Annotated in this window: 29 protein-coding genes; 21 read left to right on the top strand and 8 right to left on the bottom strand. The window is 64.7% G+C overall.

Annotation, left to right across the window (positions count from 1 at the left end; all coding sequences use genetic code 11):
• The first annotated feature begins 42 nt into the window (after positions 1-42).
• From R0382_RS09435 to R0382_RS09445, 3 genes are all read left to right on the top strand, one after another.
• Positions 43-1056, top strand: coding sequence for an META domain-containing protein (locus R0382_RS09435; RefSeq protein ID WP_432719318.1), 1014 nt, complete (start codon positions 43-45; stop codon positions 1054-1056).
• Positions 1057-1406: 350 nt separating this feature from the next.
• Positions 1407-2135: an LOG family protein gene (locus R0382_RS09440; protein WP_432719319.1), complete on the top strand. Its 729-nt coding sequence runs from the start codon at positions 1407-1409 to the stop codon at positions 2133-2135.
• Entirely contained in the window at positions 2132-2440 is a 309-nt protein-coding gene (locus tag R0382_RS09445) for a hypothetical protein (protein WP_432719320.1), read from the top strand. The genes R0382_RS09440 and R0382_RS09445 overlap by 4 nt, the downstream gene beginning before the upstream one ends.
• Positions 2441-2499: 59 nt before the next feature.
• Here the strand turns inward: R0382_RS09445 and R0382_RS09450 are convergent, their stop codons facing one another.
• A complete protein-coding gene (locus R0382_RS09450) occupies positions 2500-4059 on the bottom strand; it encodes a LysM peptidoglycan-binding domain-containing protein (RefSeq protein ID WP_432719321.1) in 1560 nt (519 codons plus the stop codon).
• Between the two features lie 88 nt (positions 4060-4147).
• Entirely contained in the window at positions 4148-4900 is a 753-nt protein-coding gene (gene gloB, locus R0382_RS09455) for a hydroxyacylglutathione hydrolase (protein ID WP_432719322.1), read from the bottom strand.
• Between gloB and R0382_RS09460 the strand changes: the two genes are divergently transcribed.
• Positions 4899-5675, top strand: coding sequence for a class I SAM-dependent methyltransferase (locus tag R0382_RS09460; protein WP_432719323.1), 777 nt, complete (start codon positions 4899-4901; stop codon positions 5673-5675). The genes gloB and R0382_RS09460 overlap by 2 nt on opposite strands.
• Before the next feature lie 20 nt (positions 5676-5695).
• Here R0382_RS09460 and R0382_RS09465 read toward each other — a convergent pair whose 3' ends face one another.
• A complete protein-coding gene (locus tag R0382_RS09465) occupies positions 5696-5974 on the bottom strand; it encodes a hypothetical protein (RefSeq protein ID WP_432719324.1) in 279 nt (92 codons plus the stop codon).
• A gap of 18 nt (positions 5975-5992) precedes the next feature.
• Between R0382_RS09465 and rnhA the strand changes: the two genes are divergently transcribed.
• Genes rnhA through R0382_RS09495 form a run of 6 tightly spaced genes read left to right on the top strand, consistent with a single transcriptional unit; the run spans position 5993 to position 9611 of the window.
• On the top strand, positions 5993-6436 hold the full coding sequence (rnhA, locus tag R0382_RS09470) for a ribonuclease HI (RefSeq protein ID WP_432719325.1): 444 nt from the start codon (positions 5993-5995) through the stop codon (positions 6434-6436).
• The gene (dnaQ, locus tag R0382_RS09475) at positions 6436-7164 is read left to right on the top strand and encodes a DNA polymerase III subunit epsilon (RefSeq protein ID WP_432719326.1); all 729 of its coding nucleotides are present in this window, start codon (positions 6436-6438) and stop codon (positions 7162-7164) included. The genes rnhA and dnaQ overlap by 1 nt, the downstream gene beginning before the upstream one ends.
• Positions 7161-7853, top strand: a complete 693-nt coding sequence (gene ispD, locus R0382_RS09480; RefSeq protein WP_432719327.1) for a 2-C-methyl-D-erythritol 4-phosphate cytidylyltransferase — start codon at positions 7161-7163, stop codon at positions 7851-7853. The genes dnaQ and ispD overlap by 4 nt, the downstream gene beginning before the upstream one ends.
• A 3-nt stretch (positions 7854-7856) precedes the next feature.
• Positions 7857-8345, top strand: coding sequence for a GAF domain-containing protein (locus R0382_RS09485; RefSeq protein WP_432719328.1), 489 nt, complete (start codon positions 7857-7859; stop codon positions 8343-8345).
• Positions 8342-8842 carry a 2-C-methyl-D-erythritol 2,4-cyclodiphosphate synthase gene (gene ispF / locus R0382_RS09490; protein ID WP_432719329.1) on the top strand — a complete coding sequence of 167 codons (501 nt, stop codon included), beginning with the start codon at positions 8342-8344 and terminating at the stop codon, positions 8840-8842. The genes R0382_RS09485 and ispF overlap by 4 nt, the downstream gene beginning before the upstream one ends.
• 7 nt (positions 8843-8849) lie before the next feature.
• Positions 8850-9611: a hypothetical protein gene (locus R0382_RS09495; RefSeq protein ID WP_432719330.1), complete on the top strand. Its 762-nt coding sequence runs from the start codon at positions 8850-8852 to the stop codon at positions 9609-9611.
• 18 nt (positions 9612-9629) lie between these two features.
• On the opposite strand, the gene R0382_RS09500 is transcribed toward R0382_RS09495, so the two are convergent.
• The 4 genes from R0382_RS09500 to R0382_RS09515 form a co-directional block, all read right to left on the bottom strand.
• Positions 9630-10376, bottom strand: coding sequence for a UDP-2,3-diacylglucosamine diphosphatase (locus R0382_RS09500; protein ID WP_432719332.1), 747 nt, complete (start codon positions 10374-10376; stop codon positions 9630-9632).
• Positions 10369-11991, bottom strand: a complete 1623-nt coding sequence (locus R0382_RS09505) for a histidine kinase N-terminal 7TM domain-containing diguanylate cyclase (RefSeq protein ID WP_432719333.1) — start codon at positions 11989-11991, stop codon at positions 10369-10371. The genes R0382_RS09500 and R0382_RS09505 overlap by 8 nt, the downstream gene beginning before the upstream one ends.
• 62 nt (positions 11992-12053) lie before the next feature.
• A complete protein-coding gene (locus tag R0382_RS09510) occupies positions 12054-12554 on the bottom strand; it encodes a peptidylprolyl isomerase (protein WP_432719334.1) in 501 nt (166 codons plus the stop codon).
• A gap of 37 nt (positions 12555-12591) precedes the next feature.
• Positions 12592-13164 carry a peptidylprolyl isomerase gene (locus tag R0382_RS09515; RefSeq protein WP_432719336.1) on the bottom strand — a complete coding sequence of 191 codons (573 nt, stop codon included), beginning with the start codon at positions 13162-13164 and terminating at the stop codon, positions 12592-12594.
• 87 nt (positions 13165-13251) lie between these two features.
• Between R0382_RS09515 and coq7 the strand changes: the two genes are divergently transcribed.
• A complete protein-coding gene (gene coq7, locus R0382_RS09520) occupies positions 13252-13905 on the top strand; it encodes a 2-polyprenyl-3-methyl-6-methoxy-1,4-benzoquinone monooxygenase (RefSeq protein WP_432719337.1) in 654 nt (217 codons plus the stop codon).
• A gap of 188 nt (positions 13906-14093) precedes the next feature.
• Positions 14094-14972: a formate/nitrite transporter family protein gene (locus R0382_RS09525; protein WP_432719338.1), complete on the top strand. Its 879-nt coding sequence runs from the start codon at positions 14094-14096 to the stop codon at positions 14970-14972.
• Between the two features lie 61 nt (positions 14973-15033).
• Here the strand turns inward: R0382_RS09525 and R0382_RS09530 are convergent, their stop codons facing one another.
• The gene (locus tag R0382_RS09530; protein ID WP_432719340.1) at positions 15034-15453 is read right to left on the bottom strand and encodes an OsmC family protein; all 420 of its coding nucleotides are present in this window, start codon (positions 15451-15453) and stop codon (positions 15034-15036) included.
• 338 nt (positions 15454-15791) lie between these two features.
• On the opposite strand from R0382_RS09530, the gene rplM reads away from it, so the two are divergent.
• The 9 genes from rplM to R0382_RS09575 all read left to right on the top strand — a co-directional run bounded on the left by rplM (position 15792) and on the right by R0382_RS09575 (position 22644).
• Positions 15792-16220, top strand: a complete 429-nt coding sequence (gene rplM, locus R0382_RS09535; RefSeq protein WP_432719342.1) for a 50S ribosomal protein L13 — start codon at positions 15792-15794, stop codon at positions 16218-16220.
• A gap of 22 nt (positions 16221-16242) precedes the next feature.
• A complete protein-coding gene (rpsI, locus tag R0382_RS09540; protein ID WP_432719343.1) occupies positions 16243-16635 on the top strand; it encodes a 30S ribosomal protein S9 in 393 nt (130 codons plus the stop codon).
• A 131-nt stretch (positions 16636-16766) separates the two neighbouring features.
• Positions 16767-17810 (top strand): N-acetyl-gamma-glutamyl-phosphate reductase, encoded by a 1044-nt coding sequence (argC, locus tag R0382_RS09545; RefSeq protein WP_432724145.1) that lies wholly within the window; start codon positions 16767-16769, stop codon positions 17808-17810.
• A complete protein-coding gene (locus R0382_RS09550) occupies positions 17811-18524 on the top strand; it encodes a DUF6776 family protein (RefSeq protein WP_432719344.1) in 714 nt (237 codons plus the stop codon).
• A complete protein-coding gene (locus tag R0382_RS09555; RefSeq protein ID WP_432719346.1) occupies positions 18524-18922 on the top strand; it encodes a bactofilin family protein in 399 nt (132 codons plus the stop codon). Before R0382_RS09550 ends, R0382_RS09555 begins: the two co-directional genes overlap by 1 nt.
• Before the next feature lie 85 nt (positions 18923-19007).
• Complete coding sequence (gene erpA, locus R0382_RS09560) at positions 19008-19340, top strand: iron-sulfur cluster insertion protein ErpA (RefSeq protein ID WP_432724146.1); 333 nt, start codon at positions 19008-19010, stop codon at positions 19338-19340.
• A 130-nt stretch (positions 19341-19470) separates the two neighbouring features.
• Positions 19471-20952 carry a polyphosphate:AMP phosphotransferase gene (gene pap / locus R0382_RS09565; RefSeq protein WP_432719347.1) on the top strand — a complete coding sequence of 494 codons (1482 nt, stop codon included), beginning with the start codon at positions 19471-19473 and terminating at the stop codon, positions 20950-20952.
• 2 nt (positions 20953-20954) lie between these two features.
• Complete coding sequence (locus R0382_RS09570; protein ID WP_432719348.1) at positions 20955-21545, top strand: malonic semialdehyde reductase; 591 nt, start codon at positions 20955-20957, stop codon at positions 21543-21545.
• Positions 21546-21561: 16 nt separating this feature from the next.
• A complete protein-coding gene (locus tag R0382_RS09575; protein ID WP_432719349.1) occupies positions 21562-22644 on the top strand; it encodes a hypothetical protein in 1083 nt (360 codons plus the stop codon).
• The last annotated feature ends 4 nt before the right edge of the window (positions 22645-22648 follow it).

The following is a 22648-nucleotide window of genomic DNA, read 5'->3' on the forward strand; positions in this document are numbered from 1 at the left end:
TGGTTAGACTGTGGACGAAGACATTGCAAAGAGGAGAAGCCGGTGACTCGATCCATGCTGTTGGCCATGCTGGGCGCAGGACTCGTTCTGGGTGGCTGCACGACGATTTCCAACCCGTCCGGTAACGAGCCGATGACGGTGACGTCGTTGCCGAGCGCGCCGGGCGGCGAGCTGGTCATCATCGGCTCGCTCAGCTACCGTGCCCGGATCGCGCTGCCTGACAATGCCGTCGCGGTGCTCGAGGTCCGTGACCTGCGTTCAGGTCAGGTCGTCGCCGAGCAGCGCATCGAACTCAAGGGCAAACAGGTGCCGGTGCCGATGCTGCTGACGGTACCGAACGGTGCGCTGCACGCCGATGGCGACTACGAGATCCGCGGCGCGATCAAGCAGGGCGGGCAAACGACCTGGGTGAGCGTGCCGGTGGCGCTGTCGCAACAGGCGGGCGCGCTGCAATTGGGGACCGTGCTGTTGCAGCCGTACGAGGCGCTGGCGTTTTCCAGCCGCTTGCAATGCGGCGACCAGCAGATCGACGTCGGCTTCAAGGGCGACACGATGGTGCTGCAAGCGGGCCAGAAACGGTTCGATCTCAGTCAGGTACGTACCGCATCGGGTGCCAAGTACGTGGCGAATGCCGACTCGCAGACCTGGTTCTGGTCCAAGGGGCAGGGCGGCTTGCTGCAGTTGAACGGCAAGAGCTATCCCGAGTGCACACCGGTGAAGCAGGAGGCCGACGGTATGAAGGCAAGCGCACTGCAGGGCGCCGAATGGCGCGTGATCGATGCCGGATCGCGTCCGGGTACGCTGAATTTTGCCGCTGACGGCCGCATCAGCGGTTTCGCCGGTTGCAACCGTTATTTCGGCCAGTACACGCAGAGCGGCGATGCACTGAAGATCGGTCAGGTCGCGACGACGCGGATGGCGTGTGAACCGGCGGTGATGAAACAGGAGGCGGCGTTCCTGCAAGCGCTGGGACAGGTGCAGCGTTTTTCGGTTGCCGCCGACGGCACCCTGACGCTGCATACCGGCGACAAGGCGGCGATCACCGCGCGCCGCTGAGCGGACCTGCTGCTGCGAACTCGGCGAAGGTGATGCTCGCCGCGCTGCCGATGACCGCGCTGGCGCCTCGTCGACGGGCGTTTTGCCGCGACTGCTCACCCGAAGCATCCGGGTTCGGCCTGTGGCCGCGGTGGTCAGGGAGCGGGGTTGAGGGAATGCTGCCGGTGGCATCGGAAGGTGCCGCCGGCATTCGCATTGTGCAGCGCGCAATCTGCTACCATGACCGACCCGCCATGGTGCAACCGATGGGATCGGGCCCGACCGGGATGTGAGGCGGTGCCTTGAACTCCTCCTTTTGCGGATTCAGGGTTACTTTAGGTTTCCAAACTTTGGATGTACGACAGAGCGATATGGATCAAATCGTAAAATCCGGTGCCCCGACCGACAGCGAAGCAACGCTGCGTCTGGTTACCGGCGCTGTGCTCAAGCTGTGGGATGTTGTCGACGACCTGTCGAAGTTGCGCCCGCAGCACACACCGCATTACCACGTGACGATCTTCGGCTCGGCACGGATCGAGGAAGCAACGCCGGCGTATGAAGCGGTGAAGCAGCTGGCGGCCGAACTGGCCGCGATGGGCTGCCGCATCGTCACCGGTGGTGGGCCTGGCCTGATGCAGGCGGCCAACGAAGGCGCCCGTGAAGGCGCACCGGACAAGCCCGAGGCATCGGTCGGCATCCGCATTGATCTCGACTTCGAACAGCACGTCAACGATTTCGTCGGCCGCGTGTTCGAACACAAGACCTTCTTCTCGCGACTGCATCATTTCATCCTGCGTTCGAACGCCTTTATCGTCACGCCGGGCGGCGTCGGTACGCTGCTGGAACTGGCGATGGTCTGGCAGCTGCTGCAGGTCCGCAAGCTCTACGGCACGCCGCTGATCCTGGTCGGCGACATGTGGCACGAGCTGGTCGACTGGGCCCAGCGCTACATGGTCGACAATGGCGCTGGCCTTGCCAGTGGCGTCGATATGCAGATTCCGGTGGTCGTCGACACGATCGAAGACGCCGTGCACCTGATGCGCGAGCATCACGCCAAGTGGCTGGCCGAAGGTCAGCCGGACGGTACCGCATCCGAATGAAAAGCCGGATGATGGTGGCCGCGGCCTGCCTGCTGGCAGGCCCGGCGATGGCGGCGAGTGGCGATGCGTGGAAAGCAACCGCCGGTGTCGCACGCGACGCCTGCGCGAGCGCGGCCCGGGCCGTCGGTTACAAGCAGCTGAAGTTTCCCAGCCCCTATCAGGCCAGCAGCGGTGGCGTGACCTGGTATCTCAACGGGCTGAAAAAGGGCTCGACCGAGCGCCATTTGCTGTATTGCCGCTACGACGGCATGCGCGGTCGCGTCGAAGCCTTGCTGGCCTATGTGGCCGACTACACGCCGGATTGACTGCCGGTGGTGATGTCATTGAAAAAGCCCGTCATGCGACGGGCTTTTTTGTTGGCCGATCAGCCCGGTTGCTGGTAGATCACCAGCCGGATGCCCGGCGACAGTTTCTGCGGATTCCAGCGTTTCAGGTCGTCGGCATCGACGCGGTGCTTGCGCGCGATCGACACCAGCGTATCGCCCGATTTCACCACGTATTCGCGCTGGATCGGCGCCTTCTTGCCGGCGGCGGTGCGCGTCACGCTGGCGACCTTGAGCGTCGTGCCAAGGCGGACGTCGTCGGCCTTGAGCTGATTCAGCCGGCGCAGGTCGTCAACATTCATGCCGTAGCGGCTGGCGATGTTGTACAGCGTATCGCCGCGGGCGACGCGGTATTTGATGACGGCAAGCGGCGCGTCGCTGGCACCGGTATCGACCGGATCGGCGCTGCGGTTTTCGTGCAGGGCGGCCAGCGTCTGACGGTTGGAGACGTCGAGCCCCGGCACGTTCGGCACCAGGATGGTTTGGCCGCGCGCGACGCTGTCCTTGCCGATGTCGTTGATGTCCTTCAGCTCGCTGACGTCGATGCCGAACTGCTCGGCGAGCTGCGAGAACGACTCACCGCGCTTGGTCACATACGGCTGCCAGTTCAGCAAGGGCTTGTCGTAGTTGGCGAGGTTGCGCTGGAAGGCGGCGACCTTGTCGGCCGGAATCACCAGCTTGCGGTCGTCCTTGTAGGCGATGATCGGGCGGATGAAGCCCGGGTTGAGCTTGAGCAGCTCCTGCACCGGGGTTTCCGACAGCTCGGCGGCGACCTGGACATCCATGTGCCGGCCGGTGGTGATCGCGGCGAAGTAGGGCTTGTTCGGTACGTCGGCGAGCTGGACGCCGAACGCCGCCGGGTTGGCGATGATATTGCGCACGGCCATCAGCTTGGGCACGTAGTTGCGCGTCTCGTTCGGCATGCGCAAGTCGCTGTACGTGGTGCCGAGGCCGGCGGCGGTGTTCTTGGCCTGTGCACGCGCCACGGCATTTTCGCCCCAGTTGTACGAGGCCAGCGCCAGTTGCCAGTCGTTGAACTGGCCGTGCAGCGTGCCGAGGTAATCGAGTGCTGCGTCGGTTGCAGCGATCACATCGCGGCGGCCGTCGTACCACCAGGTGCGCTCGAGTCCGTACTGCTTGCCGGTGGCGGGCATGAACTGCCACATGCCGGTGGCCTTGACCGATGATTCGGCCTTGGGGTTGTACGCCGATTCGATCATCGGCAGCAGCGCCAGCTCCATCGGCATGCCGCGGCGTTCGACTTCGTCGGCGACGAAATACAGATAGCGACCGCCGCGCTCGATGATCCGGTTCAGGTATTCGGGACGGCTGGCGTAATAGTTTTCCCATTTCTCGACCAGCGGATCGTCGAGTTCGGGCATGGCAAAACCGGCGCGCATGCGCGCCCACAGGTCGTCGTACGACTGCATCCGCGAGACTTCGCCGAACAGCAGGTCGACGGTGCGGCTGGTGTCGTCGGTGACACGGAATAGGGGGTTGTTCAGTTGACCACGGGTATTGAGGTCGGTTGGGGCGGGGGCCGCGATGGCGCTGGCAAAGCTCAGGCCGGCGAGCAGCCCGGCGAGGGAAAGGAACCGCATGTGACGCGCTCGTTTTTTAATCAGTGGCGCGATGGTGCCGACCCCCGTTGAACGTGTCAACGCAAGCGTTTGATCTGGCGCTGGGCGGTTAGAAATGGTCCTTCCAGCGACGGATCGCTGCAAATACCTCGGGCTCGGTGTCGTCGGTCGCGCCATGATGTCGGGCTGCTCCAATCACGCCGGGTTCGCTACAGCGCAGGTAGGGGTTGGTCGCCCGTTCCAGCGCCATATTGCTCGGCAGGGTTGGCAGTCCCTGTGCACGTCTGGCCTGCTCGGTCACCTCGCGTTCGCGAAGCGCGGCATTCCCCGGTTCGACTGCCCTGGCAAATTTCAGGTTAGACAGCGTGTATTCGTGTGTACAGCACACCAGCGTGTCGGCCGGCAGCGCACCCAGCCTGGCAAGTGAGGCGTGCATCTGCGTCGGCGTACCTTCAAACAGCCGGCCGCAGCCGGCGGCGAACAGCGTGTCGCCGCAGAACAGCCACGGCGCGGCATGGTAGGCAAGATGGTCGAGCGTATGACCCGGCACCGCGATGACCTCGAACGCCTGATCGAGGACCGTGATCGTCTCTCCACCGTCCAGCGGCCGATTGACGGCGGCGATGCGGGCCGGGCCATAGACCGGCAGATCGGGGCGGGATGCGAGCAGTTCGGCCAATCCACCGGTATGGTCGTGGTGGTGGTGGGTGACGAGCAGCGCGCTCAGTTGCAGGCCTTGCGCGGCCAGGAAGTCTTCGAGCGGCGCGGCCAGACCCGGATCAACGGCCAGTGCGCGCCGGTGGTCGTGCAAAACCCAGATATAATTGTCGTCGAAGATCGGTAACGGGATGAGTTTCAGCATGACGGGGCTCGTGGACTGCAGTACATCGTTCGACCATTTTGCCGACTGGCTGGCGACGCCGCTAGGGCAGGACGTCGCGCGGCAGGAGCGCAGCTGGTATGCGCGGACCGCCGCCGACCTGTTCGGCTACAAGGCCGTGCAGCTTGAACTGCCGCAGCTCGATGCGCTGGCGACCAACCGGATGTCATGGCGGACCATCGCCGGGCGCAGCGCCGGTTGCACTTTGCATTGCGTGCCGGAGCAGCTGCCGTTCGCCAACCAGTCGCTCGACTTGCTGGCCTTGCCGCATGTGCTTGATTTCTGCGCCGATCCGCACGCGGTGCTGCGCGAAGTCGAGCGGGTGCTGGTGCCGGAGGGGCGTCTGCTGGTGACCGGTTTCAACCCGTGGAGCCTGTGGGGCCTGCGCAAATGGCGCAACCGCGACGATGCGCCGTGGAGCGGCCACTTTGTCGCGTTGCCGCGGCTCAAGGACTGGCTCAAGCTGCTCGGCCTGGAAACGGTGCGTGGCGACTTCCTTTGCTACGGCCTGCCGGTGCAGCACGAGCGCTGGATTGCGCGCGGTCACCTGTTCGACAACGCCGGCGATCGCTGGTGGCCGGCGGCCGGCGGCATCTACTGCCTCGACGCGGTCAAGCGGGTCCGCGGCATGCGGGTGATCGGCCCGGCGTGGCGCGGCAAGGTGGTCGTGCCCAAGGCCAAACCGGCCGCCGCGATCGATCAGGTCGCGCTGATCGAACGTTTGCGGCAGCAGGCTGCCAAAGACCGTTGCAAGTGAGCGCAGCGGTGACCGGTATCTCAGGGTTGCGACGGATCGCAACGGCGCGAGGTTTCGACCAGATCCCGCAGCAGCTTCTGGCCGTCGTCACGGCTTTTGAGCGGAATTTTCACGTCATGACCGCTGCCGAGGTTGCCGCCACCAAAAATCAGGTGGGCTTCGGTGTCGGAGAGTTCGACGTATTGCACCACCGTCAGATTGACCCAGCGTTCGCTCTTGTCGTTGCCGGGCAGTTTGTAGGGACAGAACGTCGCGGCCTGGGCCGAGGCGATACACAAAAGGAATAAGAGGGCGCGCATGCCGGGCCTTCGCAAGATATGACAACAGTTACGATTTATACCGATGGCGCCTGCAAAGGCAACCCCGGCCCCGGTGGCTGGGGCGCCCTGCTGCAGTACGGCGCGCAGGAGAAGGAGCTCTGTGGCGGCGAGCGCGATACGACCAATAACCGCATGGAGCTGACCGCGGTGATCGAGGCGCTGGCCATCCTCAAGCGGCCGTGCGCGGTCGTGCTGTGGACCGACTCGCAGTACGTGAAGAACGGCATCGAGAGCTGGATCCACAACTGGAAGAAGAACGGCTGGAAAACTGCCGACAAGAAACCGGTGAAGAATGCCGACCTGTGGCAGCAGCTCGACGCCGAAGTCGCCCGCCACGCGGTCAGCTGGCACTGGGTCAAGGGCCATGCCGGCCATGAATTCAACGAGCGCGCCGACCAGCTTGCCAATCGCGGCGTCGACATCGCGCTCGGGAGTGCCTGATGCGGCAGATCATTCTCGATACCGAAACCACCGGTCTGCGCGTCGAGGACGGCAACCGCATCCTTGAAATCGCCGCGGTCGAAATGATCGACCGCAAGCTGTCCAGCGCCGACCGCCACCTGCACCGCTACATCAATCCGGGACGCGACTCGGAAGAGGGCGCGCTGAACGTCCACGGTCTGACGACCGAATTCCTCGCCGACAAGCCGAAGTTCGCCGCAATCGCCGACGACTTCCTGCGCTTTGTCGAAGGTGCCGAGCTGATCATCCACAACGCGCCATTCGACGTCGGCTACCTGAACATGGAGCTGGGCAAGCTCGGCCACGGTCCGATCACCGACTATGTGTCGGGCGTGATCGACACGCTGAAAATGGCCAAGGACACGTTCCCGGGCAAGCGCAACAGCCTCGACGCGCTGTGCGACCGCTTCGAGATCGACCGCAGCGGCCGGACGCTACACGGCGCGCTGATCGACTGCGAGCTGCTCGCCGAGGTCTACCTCGCACTGACGCGAGGCCAGGACAGCCTGCTGATCGATTTCGCCAGCAGCGGCGACGCCGCCGCCGACGCCGCGTCGTTCAGCCAGGGCCGACCGCGCAAGCCGCTGATCGCCGCCGGTGTGCCGGCCGACGATCTGGCGCAGCACGAGGCCTATCTCGACGTGCTCGACAAATCGGTCAAGGGCACCTGCCTGTGGCGTGAACTGACCGCGGCCGGAGCGCAATGATGGGCGCGATCGCGCTGGTACCGGCGGCCGGCAGCGGCAGCCGCATGGCGAGCGATACGCCGAAACAGTACCTCGACCTGCTCGGCAAACCGCTGATCTGGCACACGCTGACCGCGCTGCACGCCGTTGCGGCGCTGGAACGCATTTTCGTGGTGATTTCGGCCGAAGATGAATGGTGGGACGGCTACGACTGGCAGGATTTTGGCCGGCTGGTGGTGATGCGTTGCGGCGGTGACAGCCGCGCCGAATCGGTGCTGAACGGCCTGCAGGCGCTGTCGCTGTTTACCGCGTCGGACACCTGGGTGCTGGTCCACGACGCGGCGCGACCGTGCGTCGATCCGGCGCAGGTCGGCGGCATGATAGACACGCTGGCCGACGACCCGGTCGGCGGCATTCTTGCGCTGCCGGTTGCCGATACGCTGAAGCAGGCAAGTGGCGACACGCGCATCGCCGAAACGACGTCGCGCGCCGGGCTGTGGCAGGCGCAGACGCCGCAGATGTTCCGGCTGGCGATGCTGGCGGGGGCGCTGGAAACCGGCATGGGCCCGGACATCACCGACGAGGCGAGCGCGCTGGAAAAGCAGGGCGAATCACCCCGGCTGCTGATGGGCAGCCCGTGGAACCTCAAGGTGACGTATCCGCACGATTTGCAGCTCGCCAGTCTGATTCTGGCGGCGAGGGAGGACTGAGCGATGGCCGAAACCCTGATCATCGAAGGCGGCGACAAGGCCGCCCGTTACGCGTCGTTGCGCGGCCAGCTGGCGGCGCTGCTGGCCGGCGAGCCGAACCGGACCGCGCGTTTGGCCAATACCGCCGCCGCGCTCAAGCAGACGTTCGACTGGCTGTGGGTCGGCTTCTACCTGATCGACGATGAACAACTGGTGCTCGGACCCTTTCAGGGGCCGGTGGCGTGCTTCCGGATCGCCCATGGTCGCGGCGTGTGCGGCAGCGCGTGGGCGCGGAATGAAACGCTGGTCGTCCCCGACGTCGACGCCTTTCCCGGCCACATCGCCTGCTCGTCGGCGTCGCGCTCGGAAATCGTCGTGCCGCTGCGCGACAGCTATGGCGACGTGATCGGCGTGCTCGACATCGACAGCGAGCGCTTGAACGAATTCGACGACATCGACGCACGCGAGCTGGAAGCGATTGCCGCGCTGGTCGCCCACGGAGACGCAGCATGAGAATCGGCCAGGGGTGGGACGTACATCGTCTGGTCGAGGGCCGACCGCTGATCCTCGGCGGCGTGACGATTCCATTCGACAAGGGCCTCCTGGGCCATTCGGACGCCGACGCCTTGTTGCACGCGATCACCGACGCGGTCCTCGGCGCCGCCGGGCTCGGCGATATCGGCCGGCATTTCCCCGATACCGCGGTCGAATTCAAGGGCGCCGACAGCCGCGTGCTGCTGCGCGAAGCGGTGCGGCGCGTGGCCGAGGCCGGCTGGCGCGTCGGTAATGTCGACGCCAGCATCCTGATCCAGCAGCCGAAGATGGCGCCGCACATTCCGCAGATGGTCGCCAATATCGCCGCCGACCTCGGCATCGAGACCGTCGACGTCAACGTCAAGGCCAAGACCTACGAGAAGCTCGGTCCGGTCGGCGCATCCGAAGCGGTCGAGGCGCAGGCGGTATGCCTGCTCGAACGCCGCTCGACCGTTTCCGGCCCCTGGGGCCGCTGAGAACGCGATGCGCGCGCTTGCGCTGCTGCTCGTCGCGCTGGCCGGGCCGGCGCTGGCCGACGTCGTCGACACGCTGCCGCTGCGGCACAAGCCGGCCGCCGAGATCGTCCCTGCATTGCAGCAGGCGTTTCCCGACGCCGGGATTTCCGGTTTTTACGATCAACTGATCGTTCGCGCGCCCGATGCCGAGACGCTGGCCAGGATCGCGGCACTGCTCGAACGGCTGGACACGAAGACACAGCGGCTGACGGTGACGGTTGAGCAGCGTGAATCCGGCGCGCAAAGCAGCGTCGATGCCGACGCGGCGGTCACCCTCTCCAATCGCGGCAGCGCCGCTGCCGTCCGGCTGGGCGCGACGCAGGCGAGCGGCACGCGCAGTGCGCTGCAACAGGTGGCGACGATGGACGGCGGCCGGGCGATGATTTCGCTCGGCGAATCGCGCTTTGTGCCGACGCTGTCGTTTGCCTTCCGCCCCGGCTACCGCATCGCGACGTATGGCGGCGCGTGGCAGTCGGCCGGCACCGGCTTCTGGGTGGCGCCGCAAATGCTCGGCAGCCAAGTGCGGTTGCGCCTGTATCCGCAGAGCAGCCGTTTCAATGCCGATGGCAGCATCGCCAGTCGTGAAATCTACAGCGAAGTGGCCGGTGCACTCGGCGAATGGCTGCCGGTCGGCGAGTCGACACAGCAGGCGAGTGGCGCAGGGCTGGGGGCATCGGCCCAATCCACGAGCCGCTATACGGTCTGGGTCCGTGTCGAGGTCGCGCCCTGATCGCGGCGCGCGCCGAAGTCAGTCTGTCGTGCCCGGAAACGGTGTGTCGGCGAGCGTGAACATCGCGATGCCATCGGCGTCGATACGCAGATAACCACCCTCGCCGGCATGCCAGTCGGGCAGTACCCACCGTGTGCCATGGGTGCCGCGATGCCGCGCCGGCCGGTGCGTGTGGCCGTGGATCAGCGTGGCGACGCCGGCCGTGCGCATCGCCGTGGCGACGGCGCCATCGTTGACGTCCATGATGGCCTCCGCCTTGCGCCGGTTCATCGCCGTCGATTTTTCCCGCAATTTGGCGGCTTCGCGGTTGCGCCAGCGATAGGGCAGCCGGCGCCACAGCCATTGCACCAGCGGATTGCGCACGATGCGGCGGAAGCGCTGGTAGTCGACGTCGTCGGTGCAGTAGGCGTCGCCGTGGGCAAGCAGCAGTGTGTCGCCAAAGGGCGCGATGGCCAGCGGATCGGCGATCAGTGTCAGCCCGGCATCGTGGGCAAAGCGCTTGCCGCACAGGAAGTCGCGGTTGCCGGCCATGAAGTACACCGCGACGCCGGTGGCCGCGAGCGCGCGCAGCTCCGCCGCGCGCGCGGCGTAGAACGGCTCGCCGAGCTGATCGTCACCGATCCAGACTTCGAACAAGTCGCCGAGGATGTACAAGGCCTGGGCGCGCCGGGCCGGGCCGGCGACGAAGCGGCCGAAAGCGTCGACCGTCGCCGGGTCGGCCGGGGACAGGTGCAGGTCTGAAATCAGCAGGACGGGATCAGGCATCGGTTTCGCTGTGGGGTGACGGTGACGCGACGGCGACCGGCGCGGCGGTGGTCTGCACGCGGTTTCGTCCCGTTGCCTTGGCATGGTACAGCGCCGCGTCGGCGGCGGCGCTGAGCGCGGCCAGGTCATGACCATCGGCCGGAAAGGTGGCAATGCCGGCGGAGAAGGTCTGGCTGCGCCGCTGCGGGCCGATTGGCAGGGCGGCGTAGGCCTGTCGCAATGCGTCGATGCGCATGGCCGCCTGCGCCGCCGTGCAGGCGGACAGCAGCAACAGCCACTCCTCGCCGCCGTAGCGGAAGCAGTAGTCGTCGTGCCGGCCGTGCTGCTGCCAGCACCGGGCGAAGGCGATCAGCGCGGCGTCGCCGACGGCGTGACCATCGTTGTCGTTCAGCGCCTTGAAATGGTCGAAATCGATCATCACCAGCGCCAGTGGCTGGCCGGTGCGCATGGCGTGCGAGAGTTCGCGCGGCCCGACTTCGGCCAGAAAGCGCCGGTTGTAGCTGTCGGTCAGCGGATCGCGGATCGCGGCGTCGTGCAGGCGCTGCTGCAATTGCTGGTTGGTGCTGAGCTGGGTTTCGAGCACGGTCATTGCGCTCGAGAGCGCATGTTCGATGCGGATGCGATGGCTGATGTCGCGCAGCAGCACGAGTTCGCCGGCTGGCTGCGCCGGCTTGCCGAGCGGCTGGCGGCTCAGTTCGAAATCGTGTTCGTCGTGATGCAGGACCGACTGGTGGCCATGCGCGAGCCCTTCGGCCAGCCAGGGCCAGTCGCTCAACGGCCGGCCGATCGGTTCATCCCCGAGCCAGCGCCGCGCCACCGGATTGGCTTCGACGATGCGCAGACGCCGGTCGAGCACCAGCACCGGATCGGGCAGGGCGTCGAGCAGCAGCGTGCGGGCGATCGGGATCAGGTCGAACAGCCGGCCGTGACGGATCAGCCACGCGAAAATCAGGCAGGTCAGCGTCAGCGCGAACGGTGTCGGGTCGAAGTCGAACAGCGTCCACGTCTGGGTGACGTAGCCGACGTTGGCGATCCACGGCGGCAGTGATGCCAGCACGAAACCGAGGTACTGCTTGCGGTAGGCGCGGGCGCAACGACTCAGGCTCAGCAGCGTCAGCGTCAGCGCGCCGAGCATCAGCAGGTAGAGGTAAAGCGCGCCGAAGTAGAACACCGGGCCGGGAAAGTAGTGCAACTGGCTGTCGAGGCCGGCACGGATCGGCACGTAGGCGCGGTATAGCCCGTGATGCAAGTCGTCGGTGACCGCCAGCACGCTGATCAGCAGCGGCATGCTCCACGCCAGCGCATGGCCGCGCCAGCCGAGCGGTGCGCCGTGGCCGTACAGGTAACGCAGGGCAAACAGCAGCCAGAACGTCGGGCCGAGCACGATCGCCGGCCAGGTCCAGCGGGCGAGTCCGGCCTTGAGCGCCGGCAGCGTACTGGCGTATTCGAGCGCTGCCATGCCGCACCACCATGCCAGCGTCAGCTGCATGCCGACAAAGGCCGCGCGGCCGGCGAAGGCCGGACGGAGTGCGATCCAGAGCGCGAGCGCCACCATCAGCATGCCGCCGGACAGGAGCATGAAGCTGGGAGCTTGCCAGAGCCAGGCGGGAGACATTGCGGGGCGGCCAGATGCAACAACGCCGCCCGGTCAGGGCGGCGTGGTCGCGGGCGTGACGCTTAGCCGAGCACTTCGGCCTTGATGATCAGCACGTCTTCCTTCGGCACGTCCTGATGGAAGCCGTTGTTGCCGGTCTTCACGCTCTTGATCGCGTCGACGACGTCCTTGCCCTCGACAACCTTGCCGAACACGGCGTAGCCGTAGCCTTGCGGCGTCGGTGCGCGGAAGTTGAGGAAGTCGTTGTTGGCGACGTTGATGAAGAACTGCGCCGATGCCGAATGCGGCTCGGGCGTGCGTGCCATCGCGACGGTGTAGGCGTCGTTCTTCAGGCCGTTGTCGGCTTCGTTCTTGATGTTGTCACGGGTGTCTTTCTGCTTCATGCCCGGGGCAAAGCCGCCGCCCTGGACCATGAAATCGTTGATCACGCGGTGGAACACGGTGTTGTCGTAGTGACCGTCCTTCACGTACTGGACGAAGTTGGCGACGGTGATCGGCGCCTTGACTTCGTCGAGTTCGAGAACGATGTCGCCGGCGCTGGTGCTCAGTTTTACTTGGGTCATGATTGATCCTTTGTCGTTGATATTGAAAACGGTTGTCTTATTTGGCAGCGTTGCCGGCCGGCAGTTCACGGGCCGACTCCAGCACGATCGGATCGGCCGGTGCGTCGCCCGGCATGGTCTTGACCGCGCCGATCTTGTCGACGACGTCCATCCCGGCGACGACCTTGCCGAACACCGCGTAGCCGGCGCCATCACGGCCCGGCCAGTTGAGGAAATCGTTGTTCTTCAGATTGACGTAGAACTGGCTCGACGCCGAATTCGGATCGGCGGTGCGCGCCATCGCCAGCATGCCGCGGTCGTTCTTCAGCCCGGCCTTGAAGGCGGCCTGCGCTTCGTTCTTGATCGGCGCGCGCGTCGGCTTCTGGTTGCCCTTGGTGTCGAAGCCGCCGCCCTGGACGACGAAGTCGGCAACGACGCGGTGGAACACCGTGCCGTCGTAATGCTTGTCCTTCACGTACTGCAGGAAGTTGGCGACGGTCGCCGGCGCCTTGTCCGGATACAGTTCGAGCACGACCTTGCCCTTGTTGGTCACAAGTTCGACCTGCGGGTTGGCGGCGAAGGCGGACATCGCGGCAAGGCTCAGCGCCGCGGCGGCGAAGATTTTTTTCATCGTGTTCGGATCCGTATCGGTGGCGGTGAAAATCCGCCGAATCATAGCACGCGGATAAATAGTAAAATCGGCGCCAAGGAGAAGCCCATGTTCAAATTGCCCGCCTTGCCCAGGCTGCCCGGTCTCGATGCTGTCGTGACCGAATTCGACACCGTCTTGCGCACGCTCGCGGCGCCGGCCACCAGCGGTCGCGCTCATCCGGATGCGCATATCGACGAGGCCGAACTCGACGAGGCGGAAAAGCGCCATGCCGCCGGGCTGATGCGGGTCAACCACAGCGGCGAGATCTGCGCGCAGGCGCTGTATCAGGGGCAGGCGCTGACCGCGCGCGATCCGGCCAACCGCGACGCGCTGCGGCAGGCCGCGCAGGAAGAGGTCGAGCACCTGGCGTGGACCGAACGGCGGATCGAGGCACTCGGTAGCCATCGCAGTCTGCTGAACCCGCTGTGGTACGCCGGCAGCCTGGCGATCGGCGTCACCGCCGGCCTCGTCGGCGATCGCTGGAACCTCGGTTTTCTGGCCGAGACCGAGCGCCAGGTCGGCGCGCACCTGCAGGCGCATCTCGGCACCTTGCCGCCGCAGGATGCCAAGAGCCGCGCCGTGGTCGAGCAGATGTATCACGATGAAATGGGCCATGCCGATCTGGCGGTCGAACTCGGTGCCGCCGAGCTGCCACTGCCGCTGAAGGCGGTGATGGGCTTGAGCTCGAAGCTGATGACCTCGCTGAGTTACCGTTTCTGATCCGTGTTCCGGTGGCAATCTGCTTGCGTGAAGCACCAAAACTAGTCCGAAAGAACGAGGGTGGACTGCTTCGTTTGATCTGGATCAGATCGGGCCGGCATTCGGGGCCCGGGGCGGAACTTGTACCAAAACGGCAGGATAGGCGCGGCGTATAACTGGACGTCATGTTCCCTTGCCACAGGCCTGCCATGTCTGCTCCCGATACCTCGTCGTCCACGCTACGCACCCCGGCGGAGATCGTCGGTTACATCGCCCACGCCGGCGCCGAAAAAGCCCGGCTGCATCCGGGGCGGCTGCTCGGTATCGCCGTACTCGGCGGTATGTTCATCGGCATCGGTACGATCCTTGCGGTCATCGTTGCCGGCGGCAGCACCGGCCTGGCCGCGACCGATCCCGGTCTGGTGAAATTCATCTTCGGGGCCCTGTTCCCGCTCGGTTTCATCGCGGTGACGCTGACCGGCGCCGACCTGTTCACGTCGAACTGCGCGCTCGGCGCATCGGCGGTGCTGCGCGGCGAGCTGGGCGTTGGCGAGATGCTTCGCTTCTGGTTGCTGTCGTATTTCGGCAATTTCTTGGGCGCGGTCGGCGCGGCGTACTTTCTCGTCTACCTGACGCATCTGATCACGCCGGGCGATCCGGCAACCGCCTATCTGATCGGCATCGCCCAGAGCAAGACCTCGCATCCGTTCATGATGACCTTCATGAAGGGCGTGCTGGCCAATGTGCTCGTCTGCGTCGCCGCGATGCAGGGCTATTCGGCCAAGGACACTTTCGGCCGGGTGCTCGGCATCTGGTTTCCGGTGATGGCCTTCGTGACGCTCGGCATGGAGCACAGCATCGCCAATATGTTCATCGTCCCGGCGGCGATGCTCGGCGGGGCGGACATCAGCTGGGGGCAGTTCATCGTCTCCAACCTGATTCCGGCCACACTAGGCAATATCGTCGGCGGTGCGCTGGTCATCGGCCTGCCGTACACGCTGATCTACGGCGAGCAGAATGCACCGCGTTTCGGCCGCCGCAGCCAGGCCGAGTTGTCGCCGCGCGGCGTGCCCGATACGTCGGAATAAACTGCGCGCACCAAGAAAAAAGCCGCCCAAGGGCGGCTTTTTCGTGCGTTTTCGCCGTCGCTCAGTCGGCTTCGACGACCACGAAGTCGTGGGTGATCTCGGCCATCTGGCCGAGCATGATCGATGCCGAGCAGTATTTTTCCGCCGACAGCTTGATCGCGCGTTCGACCTGCTCCGGCTTGAGCGCGCGGCCGGTCACGATGAAGTGCAGGTGGATCTTGGTGAACACCTTTGGATCGACGTCGGCGCGATCGGCATCGACCTCGACCACGCAGTCACGCACGTCGGCGCGGCCTTTCTTGAGGATGTGGATGACATCGTAGGTCGAGCAGCCGGTCATGCCCATTAATAACATTTCCATCGGCCGCGGGCCGAGGTTGCGGCCGCCGCCTTCGGGTGGGCCGTCCATCAGTACGGCGTGACCGGACTCCGATTGCGCCAGAAAGCTGACCGCTTCAACCCACTTCAACCGTACCTTCATGACTTCCCTTCCCCTGAGTGCTTTGCCGACTTGGCCAAGCCCGAGATTGTAGTGAAACGCTTGATTGGGCGCAGCTTTTAGGGGTTTTACCTGACCACTCGAATGTCATTTTTACCCTTTTGGCATCTTGTTCGCCGCAGGTGTGCATGCAAGAATGGGTCTCGGCGTCGGGCTTGCCTGGCGTTGTCTCCTCCATCCTCCTTCTTTGGTGGAATTCATGCGCAATCCTCACGGATTGCGTTTTTTTTGGCAGATCCCGCTCGCTAGGTTTGACACGTTCTTTCTTCGGGGGATAAAATCTGCGACTTTCTCGAAATCGTAACGTGGACTAAGCAGTCATGAAAACCTTCTCTGCCAAGCCGCACGAGGTGAAGCGCGAGTGGCTCGTTGTTGATGCCACTGACAAAGTGCTGGGTCGCCTTGCGGCTGAAATTGCCAAGCGTTTGCGCGGCAAACACAAAGCCGAATACACCCCGCACGTCGATTGCGGCGACTACATCGTTGTGGTGAACGCAGACAAGCTGCGCGTGACCGGCGACAAAGCGCAATCGAAGATTTATTACCGTCACACGGGTCACCCGGGCGGTATCTATCAGCGCACATTCACTGAAATGCAAGATAAGTTCCCAGGCCGTGTGCTGGAAAAAGCCGTCAAGGGCATGTTGCCGAAGGGCCCTCTGGGCTACGCAATGCTCAAGAAGATGAAGGTGTATGCCGGTAATGAGCATCCTCATACCGCGCAGCAGCCTAAAGCGCTTGAAGTCTGAGCCCTGAACAAGGAATAGCAAAATGGTAGGTAAGTACAACTACGGTACCGGTCGCCGCAAGAGCGCCGTTGCCCGCGTGTTCCTGGCCAAGGGCTCGGGTAACATCGTCGTCAATGGCAAGCCGGTTGATCAGTATTTCAGCCGCGAAACCAGCCGCATGATCGTTCGCCAGCCGCTGGCGCTCACCGAAAACCTCGAAGCGTTCGACATCCTCGTCAACGTCAACGGTGGTGGTGAAACCGGTCAAGCCGGTGCCGTTCGTCACGGTGTGACCCGTGCACTGATCGACTACAACGCAGATCTGAAGCCGGCCCTGAAGGCTGCTGGCCTCGTGACCCGCGATGCGCGTGAAGTGGAACGTAAGAAGGTCGGCTTCCACAAAGCCCGCCGCCGCAAGCAATTCTCGAAGCGTTAATCGAGATTGTCTGCACAGCCAAAGCCGCCTCCGGGCGGCTTTGTCGTATCTGGCGTTCGCGCCGGTCAAGCGCCGCCCATCCGGGCGGCTTTTGTTTTATGATCTTGGCGATTGCTTACAAGGAGTTCGAGATGGTCAAGGTCGGGATTGTCGGCGGTACGGGCTACACCGGGGTCGAGTTGCTGCGTTTGCTTGCCGGGCACGCCGGCGCACGTATCGAAGCGGTGACGTCGCGCAAGGAAGCAGGCATGAAAGTCGCCGAAATGTTTCCGAGCCTGCGTGGCCGCGTCGACGTGGCGTTCTCGACGCCGGAAGACGCCAACCTCAAGGGCTGCGACGTCGTGTTCTTCGCCACGCCGCATGGCGTCGCCATGGCGCAGGCGCGCGAACTGCTCGATGCCGGCGTCAAGGTGATCGATCTGGCCGCTGATTTCCGCCTCAAGGACCCGGCCGAGTTCCAGAAGTGGTACGCGATGGAGCACAGCTGTACCGATCTGCTCGACGAAGCGGTGTACGGTCTGGCCGAAGTGAACCGCGATGCGATCAAGGCCGCAAGACTGATCGGCATGGCCGGCTGCTACCCGACGTCGGTGCAGCTCGGCCTGCTGCCGCTGCTCGAAAACGGCCAGCAGCTGATCGAAACCGATACGCTGATCGCCGACTGCAAGTCGGGCGTGTCGGGTGCCGGTCGCAAGGCCGAGGTCGGCACGCTGTTCGCCGAGTCGAGCGACAATTTCAAGGCCTACGGCGTCAAGGGTCATCGCCATTCGCCTGAAATCAACCAGGGTTTGAGCGCGATCCACGGCGCGCCGGTCAGCCTGACCTTCGTGCCGCATTTGACGCCGATGATCCGCGGCATTCATTCGACGATCTACGCACGCATCAAGCCCGAAGGCCGCGATACCGATTTCCAGAAGCTGTTCGAAGACCGCTTTGCCGGCGAGCCCTTCGTCGACGTGCTGCCGGCCGGTTCGTGCCCGGAAACGCGTTCGGTACGCGGCTCGAACATCGCGCGCATTGCCGTGCACCGCCCCGGCAACGGTGATCTGCTGGTGATCCTCGTTGTCGAGGACAACCTCGTCAAGGGCGCTTCGGGCCAGGCCGTGCAAGTGATGAATCTGATGTTCGGCCTGCCGGAAACGCAGGGTCTCGACGTCGTTCCGCTGCTGCCGTAAATGCCGCTCAAGCGCCTGTATCGCTTGCGGCGCGCCCGCTTGACCGCGACGCCGCTGACCTTGCGTCCGGCGCTTGGCTGGCGTGGCAGGATCTGGCGTGCGGTGCTCGGGCTCGGCCTGCTGGCCGCGGCTTTCGTCGTCGGTGGCTGGCTGGGTGAGCGCCAGGGGCGCGAGCTGGCACAAGGGCAGGCCGCGCAAAAACTGGCCGCGCTTGAAGCCGGGCGCACGCAGCGGGCGGCGCTGGCTGCTTCCGCGTCCGAAGTGCAGCAGCAGCTCGAAGTCAGCGAGGCCGCGCGCAAGGGGCTGGCGGCCGAGCTGGCAGGCATGCAACAACAGCTGGCGGCACAGCAGCAGCGACTGGCGTTCTTCGATACGCTATTGACCCGGAACGATCGCAATCGCCCGGCCGAGCTGGTGCGCTGCGATTTCGAGCCCCGCGGCGACGGGCGCTGGCGCTGGCGCGCGCTCGCAACGCAAGGCGCGGGCCGTGACACTGCCTTTGCCGGGCAGTTGCTGCCCAGTGCGGTGCTGCGCGAAGGAAACGCGCGGCGCCGGGTCGATCTGGCGCCCGCGCCGCTGGCGTTCCGCCACTATGGCAGCACCGAAGGCGAGTTGGCCTTGCCGGCCGCCGCCAAGGTCGAGCGCATCGAGCTCCGACTCGTCGCCGACAAAGACAAGCAGCCGCTCGCGAGCTGCAATAATCAGGAGGGGTGATGTTCAAGAAGAAAAAAGGCAGCCAGCGGATCGACAGCCTGATCGGCCATGGGACCCAGTTTGACGGGGAGCTGCGCTTTTCCGGCGGCCTGCGCGTCGATGGCATCGTGACCGGCAACGTTGTCGCGGTCGACGCGCAGCACGGCACGCTGGTGGTGTCGGAAAAGGCGCGGATCGATGGTGGTGTGCGCGCCACTCATCTGATCCTCAATGGTGAAATTGCCGGGCCGATCGAAGTCAGCCACTACGTCGAACTGCAGCCCAAGGCACGCGTGCATGGCGACCTGACCTACAAGACGCTGGAAATGCATCCGGGGGCGGTCATCGAAGGGCGGCTGATCCCGCTCGAAGGCGCGCGGATGGTGACACCGGCAGAAGTGGCGGACGGTGTCGATTGACCCGCTGGTAGCCTCGGCGCGATAATCCTAGTTGTTTAGTCAACTATTAAATGTGGAGTATGCGATGACCACCGCAACTACCGAAATGCCCAGCCCGTTCCTGTTCACCGACGCCGCTGCGAGCAAGGTGGCCGAGCTGATCGCCGAGGAAGGGAATCCCGACCTCAAGCTGCGCGTTTTCGTGACCGGCGGCGGCTGTTCCGGCTTCCAGTACGGCTTTACCTTCGACGAGATCGTCAACGACGACGATACCGAAGTGAACAAGGCCGGCGTGACCCTGCTCGTCGATCCGATGAGTTACCAATACCTGGTCGGTGCCGAAATCGACTATGTCGACAGCCTCGAAGGCTCGCAGTTCACGATCAAGAACCCGAATGCCCAGTCGACCTGCGGCTGCGGATCGTCGTTCTCGGTCTGATCCTGCCCCGAAGCAGGCCAAAGGGAAGCGCGTGCGCTTCCTTTTTTTGTTGTCGCAAACATGAAACGGACTTGCCCCGCCACCCTGCTTCGGCCCGATAATGGCGTTTCGACGCAACCGGGGGTAGTACATGTTCGAATCGGCAAAGTTAGGGCACAAGATCGGCAAGGACGACTATCGCGAACGTGAGGCGATATTGCGCGAGGCTTTGCTGGCCGCGCAGTTCCGCCTGAAGCAGCAGGGCGAATTCCCGGTGGTGATCCTGCTTGCCGGCGTGCCGACCGGCGGGCGTGGCGAGATGGCCAGCCTGCTCAACGAATGGATGGACCCGCGGCACATCGAGAACCACGCTTTCGACGTGCCGACCGCGGAGGAGGCCGAGCGGCCACCGCTGTGGCGTTACTGGCGGGCATTGCCCCCCAAGGGCAAGGCGGCGATCTTCTTCGGCGGCTGGTACCTTGGCCCGGTGTGGGAGGCATTGCGCAGCGGCAGCAAGGCCGATTTCCAGCGCGAAATCGAACAGATCACCCGCTTCGAGCGCATGCTCGCCTCCGAGGGCGTGCTGCTGATGAAGTTCTGGCTGCATCTGCCCAAGGCCGATTTGAAGAAACGCCTGAACCGGCTCGAGTCCGATCCGCTGACCGCGTGGCGCGTCGGCGACGAGGACCGCTGGTTCCTGAAGAACTACGACGAGATCATCGGCGCCTGCCAGCCGATGCTGCAGGGAACGAATCTGGCGTTTGCGCCGTGGCGGGTCGTCGAGGCGGGTGATGCCAACTACCGCTCGATTTCGGTCGGCCAGCAGCTGCTCGATGCGCTGAACGCGCGCTTCGACAAGCAATTCCAGCCCTATGGCGAAGCCGCACCGCTCCTGCCGTCGGTCGACGGGGTGCGATTGCTCGACAAGCTCGAACTCAAGCATGCGCTCGACAAGAAGGACTACGAAAAACGGCTCGCCGAAGCGCAAGGCCGGCTGAACCAGCTGACCCGCAAGCGTGGCTTCAAGAAAATGGGCGTCGTTGCCGTCTTCGAGGGCATGGACGCGGCAGGCAAGGGCGGGGCGATCCGGCGGATTACCGCGGCGCTCGACGTGCGCCAGTACGGCATCGTGCCGATCGCTGCGCCGACCGAGGAGGAGCGCGCGCAACCGTATCTGTGGCGCTTCTGGCGCCATGTGCCGCCGCATGGCCAGGTGCGGATCTTCGACCGCTCTTGGTATGGCCGGGTGCTGGTCGAGCGGGTCGAGGGCTTTGCCAGCCAGTTCGACTGGATGCGGGCCTACAGCGAGATCAACGACTTCGAGGCGCAGCTCGACGCGGCCAATACCGTCGTGGTCAAATTCTGGCTGGCCATCGATCCGGACGAACAGCTGCGCCGTTTCAAGGAGCGCGAAGCGATCGAATGGAAGCGCTTCAAGATCACCGACGAAGACTGGCGCAACCGCGACAAGTGGGACGATTACATCGTCGCCGCCAGCGACATGATCGACCGCACCAGCTCGGCGCATGCGCCGTGGCATCTGATCGGTGCCAACAACAAGTACCATGCCCGCGTCACGATCCTCGAAAAACTGTGCGACGCGATCGAAGCCCGTCTCAAACGCAAGGAATGACCATGTCCCAGACACTGAGTACCGCCGCGCTCGACCAGTTGTTCCGTGAGGCGCGCACCTTCAGTTATTTTGACGATCGCGCCGTCGAGGACGCCACGATCCATGCGCTGTACGACCTGCTGAAGTTCGGTCCGACGTCGGCCAACAGCTCACCGGCACGCTTCGTGTTCGTGCGCTCGCCCGAGGCCAAGGCCAAGCTCGCGCCGGCGCTGTCCGAAGGCAATCGCGACAAGACGCTGGCGGCACCGCTGACGGTGATCGTCGCCCACGACCTGAGCTTCTACGACGAGCTGCCGACGCTGTTCCCGCATACCGACGCCCGCAGCTGGTTTGCCGGCAACGACGCAGCGATCCAGACCACCTGCCTGCGCAACGGCAGCCTGCAGGGCGCTTATCTGATGCTGGCGGCGCGTGCGCTGGGCCTCGATTGCGGGCCGATGTCGGGCTTTGACAATGCGGTGGTTGACGCGGCCTTCTTTGCGGGCACGAGCTGGCGATCGAACTTCCTGATCAATCTCGGCTACGGCCAGCGCGAGAAGCTGCATCCGCGCAATCCACGCCTGTCGTTCGAGACCGCATGCCGCATCGTTTGAACCTGTTGTACGCACAATGACGGATTGGACTATCTGGCAGGCGCTGGACGACTGGCGTTCGCGCCGGCGCGAGCTGGAGCCGGTCTTTGCGCAAGCCGGCATCGCGCCGGAGCTTGAGTCGCAGGTCAACCGCATCCTTGTCGACCTGAAGCGCCAGCCGCCGACGCCGCCATTGGTGTCGGGCGACAAGCAGCGCGACGATGACGAGCGGGCGCGTTTTCATGCGGCTTTCGTGCGTCATTACGACGAGAGCCTGTTCAAGGCCGAAGCGCTGGTGCGGCTGCCGTGGGTGCCCGAAGCAACCCCGATCGGCGATGCGGTGCGCGCCGAGGTCGGCCGGCTGCGCGCGGCGCTGCTGGCGAGCCCTGGCGAAACCCCGGACTTTGGCGATCTTGAAGCCTTGCTGGGGCATTACCTGCGCCTCGACCATCCGCAACTGACGATCGCCCCGGCGGTGCTGGCCGAGCGGCGGCGCCAGATTGCCGAGATCGCCGGCTGGCCCTTGCTGGTGCAGCGTGCTGCGGCGCAGCCGTTTAGTGATGCGGTGCCGCCGATCGGTAGCGAGGCGTTTCGCGATGCCTTCCGTGCCCAGCTCGACCAGTACCTGACGACGCCGTGGCTGCACTGCAAGATTGTCAGCCAGTGGTATGCAACGCTGGCGCTCGACGCGGTGCTGGTGCGCAAGAAGCGCGAAGCCGGCGACGACACCTTCGTCGCCGGTACGTTCAAGCATCGCTGGCCCAGCTTGTCGGTCTGGTTTCCGCAGCTGGAAATGGCCGATCAGCTCTGGTATCTGGCGCTGATTCTTGCGGCCATCGTTGCGCTGTTCGGCGAGCACTGGCTGGTGGCCTTGCCGTTGATCCTCTGGCTCAACCTGTCGGTCGGCGCGCACCGGCGCCAGCGCAGGCGGATCGAGCAGCGGCGCGAGGAACTGGTCGCACAGGCACAGACGCTGAAGAAGGTCCGCGATCGCTTCGCCGCCGGCATGTCGACCCCCGACAAGCTGGCGCACCAGTTGCGCCAGCTCGATCCGGGCGGTGAAACCTTCGGCGAGCCGTTCTATGCGCTGCTGCGGCTGCAGTCGCGCAACGCCGGCTAGTCGG

Source organism: Jeongeupia wiesaeckerbachi (assembly GCF_050916355.1).
GTDB classification, from domain to species: Bacteria; Pseudomonadota; Gammaproteobacteria; order Burkholderiales; family Chitinibacteraceae; genus Jeongeupia; species Jeongeupia wiesaeckerbachi.

Coding starts and splice junctions, on each gene's coding strand:
- R0382_RS09440 (WP_432719319.1), top strand. CDS start 1,407: ATGGATCAAATCGTAAAATCCGGTGCCCCGACCGACAGCGAAGCAACG.
- R0382_RS09445 (WP_432719320.1), top strand. CDS start 2,132: ATGAAAAGCCGGATGATGGTGGCCGCGGCCTGCCTGCTGGCAGGCCCG.
- R0382_RS09450 (WP_432719321.1), bottom strand. CDS start 4,059: ATGCGGTTCCTTTCCCTCGCCGGGCTGCTCGCCGGCCTGAGCTTTGCC.
- R0382_RS09460 (WP_432719323.1), top strand. CDS start 4,899: ATGACGGGGCTCGTGGACTGCAGTACATCGTTCGACCATTTTGCCGAC.
- gloB (WP_432719322.1), bottom strand. CDS start 4,900: ATGCTGAAACTCATCCCGTTACCGATCTTCGACGACAATTATATCTGG.
- R0382_RS09465 (WP_432719324.1), bottom strand. CDS start 5,974: ATGCGCGCCCTCTTATTCCTTTTGTGTATCGCCTCGGCCCAGGCCGCG.
- rnhA (WP_432719325.1), top strand. CDS start 5,993: ATGACAACAGTTACGATTTATACCGATGGCGCCTGCAAAGGCAACCCC.
- dnaQ (WP_432719326.1), top strand. CDS start 6,436: ATGCGGCAGATCATTCTCGATACCGAAACCACCGGTCTGCGCGTCGAG.
- ispD (WP_432719327.1), top strand. CDS start 7,161: ATGATGGGCGCGATCGCGCTGGTACCGGCGGCCGGCAGCGGCAGCCGC.
- R0382_RS09485 (WP_432719328.1), top strand. CDS start 7,857: ATGGCCGAAACCCTGATCATCGAAGGCGGCGACAAGGCCGCCCGTTAC.
- ispF (WP_432719329.1), top strand. CDS start 8,342: ATGAGAATCGGCCAGGGGTGGGACGTACATCGTCTGGTCGAGGGCCGA.
- R0382_RS09495 (WP_432719330.1), top strand. CDS start 8,850: ATGCGCGCGCTTGCGCTGCTGCTCGTCGCGCTGGCCGGGCCGGCGCTG.
- R0382_RS09500 (WP_432719332.1), bottom strand. CDS start 10,376: ATGCCTGATCCCGTCCTGCTGATTTCAGACCTGCACCTGTCCCCGGCC.
- R0382_RS09505 (WP_432719333.1), bottom strand. CDS start 11,991: ATGTCTCCCGCCTGGCTCTGGCAAGCTCCCAGCTTCATGCTCCTGTCC.
- R0382_RS09510 (WP_432719334.1), bottom strand. CDS start 12,554: ATGACCCAAGTAAAACTGAGCACCAGCGCCGGCGACATCGTTCTCGAA.
- R0382_RS09515 (WP_432719336.1), bottom strand. CDS start 13,164: ATGAAAAAAATCTTCGCCGCCGCGGCGCTGAGCCTTGCCGCGATGTCC.
- coq7 (WP_432719337.1), top strand. CDS start 13,252: ATGTTCAAATTGCCCGCCTTGCCCAGGCTGCCCGGTCTCGATGCTGTC.
- R0382_RS09525 (WP_432719338.1), top strand. CDS start 14,094: ATGTCTGCTCCCGATACCTCGTCGTCCACGCTACGCACCCCGGCGGAG.
- R0382_RS09530 (WP_432719340.1), bottom strand. CDS start 15,453: ATGAAGGTACGGTTGAAGTGGGTTGAAGCGGTCAGCTTTCTGGCGCAA.
- rplM (WP_432719342.1), top strand. CDS start 15,792: ATGAAAACCTTCTCTGCCAAGCCGCACGAGGTGAAGCGCGAGTGGCTC.
- rpsI (WP_432719343.1), top strand. CDS start 16,243: ATGGTAGGTAAGTACAACTACGGTACCGGTCGCCGCAAGAGCGCCGTT.
- argC (WP_432724145.1), top strand. CDS start 16,767: ATGGTCAAGGTCGGGATTGTCGGCGGTACGGGCTACACCGGGGTCGAG.
- R0382_RS09550 (WP_432719344.1), top strand. CDS start 17,811: ATGCCGCTCAAGCGCCTGTATCGCTTGCGGCGCGCCCGCTTGACCGCG.
- R0382_RS09555 (WP_432719346.1), top strand. CDS start 18,524: ATGTTCAAGAAGAAAAAAGGCAGCCAGCGGATCGACAGCCTGATCGGC.
- erpA (WP_432724146.1), top strand. CDS start 19,008: ATGCCCAGCCCGTTCCTGTTCACCGACGCCGCTGCGAGCAAGGTGGCC.
- pap (WP_432719347.1), top strand. CDS start 19,471: ATGTTCGAATCGGCAAAGTTAGGGCACAAGATCGGCAAGGACGACTAT.
- R0382_RS09570 (WP_432719348.1), top strand. CDS start 20,955: ATGTCCCAGACACTGAGTACCGCCGCGCTCGACCAGTTGTTCCGTGAG.
- R0382_RS09575 (WP_432719349.1), top strand. CDS start 21,562: ATGACGGATTGGACTATCTGGCAGGCGCTGGACGACTGGCGTTCGCGC.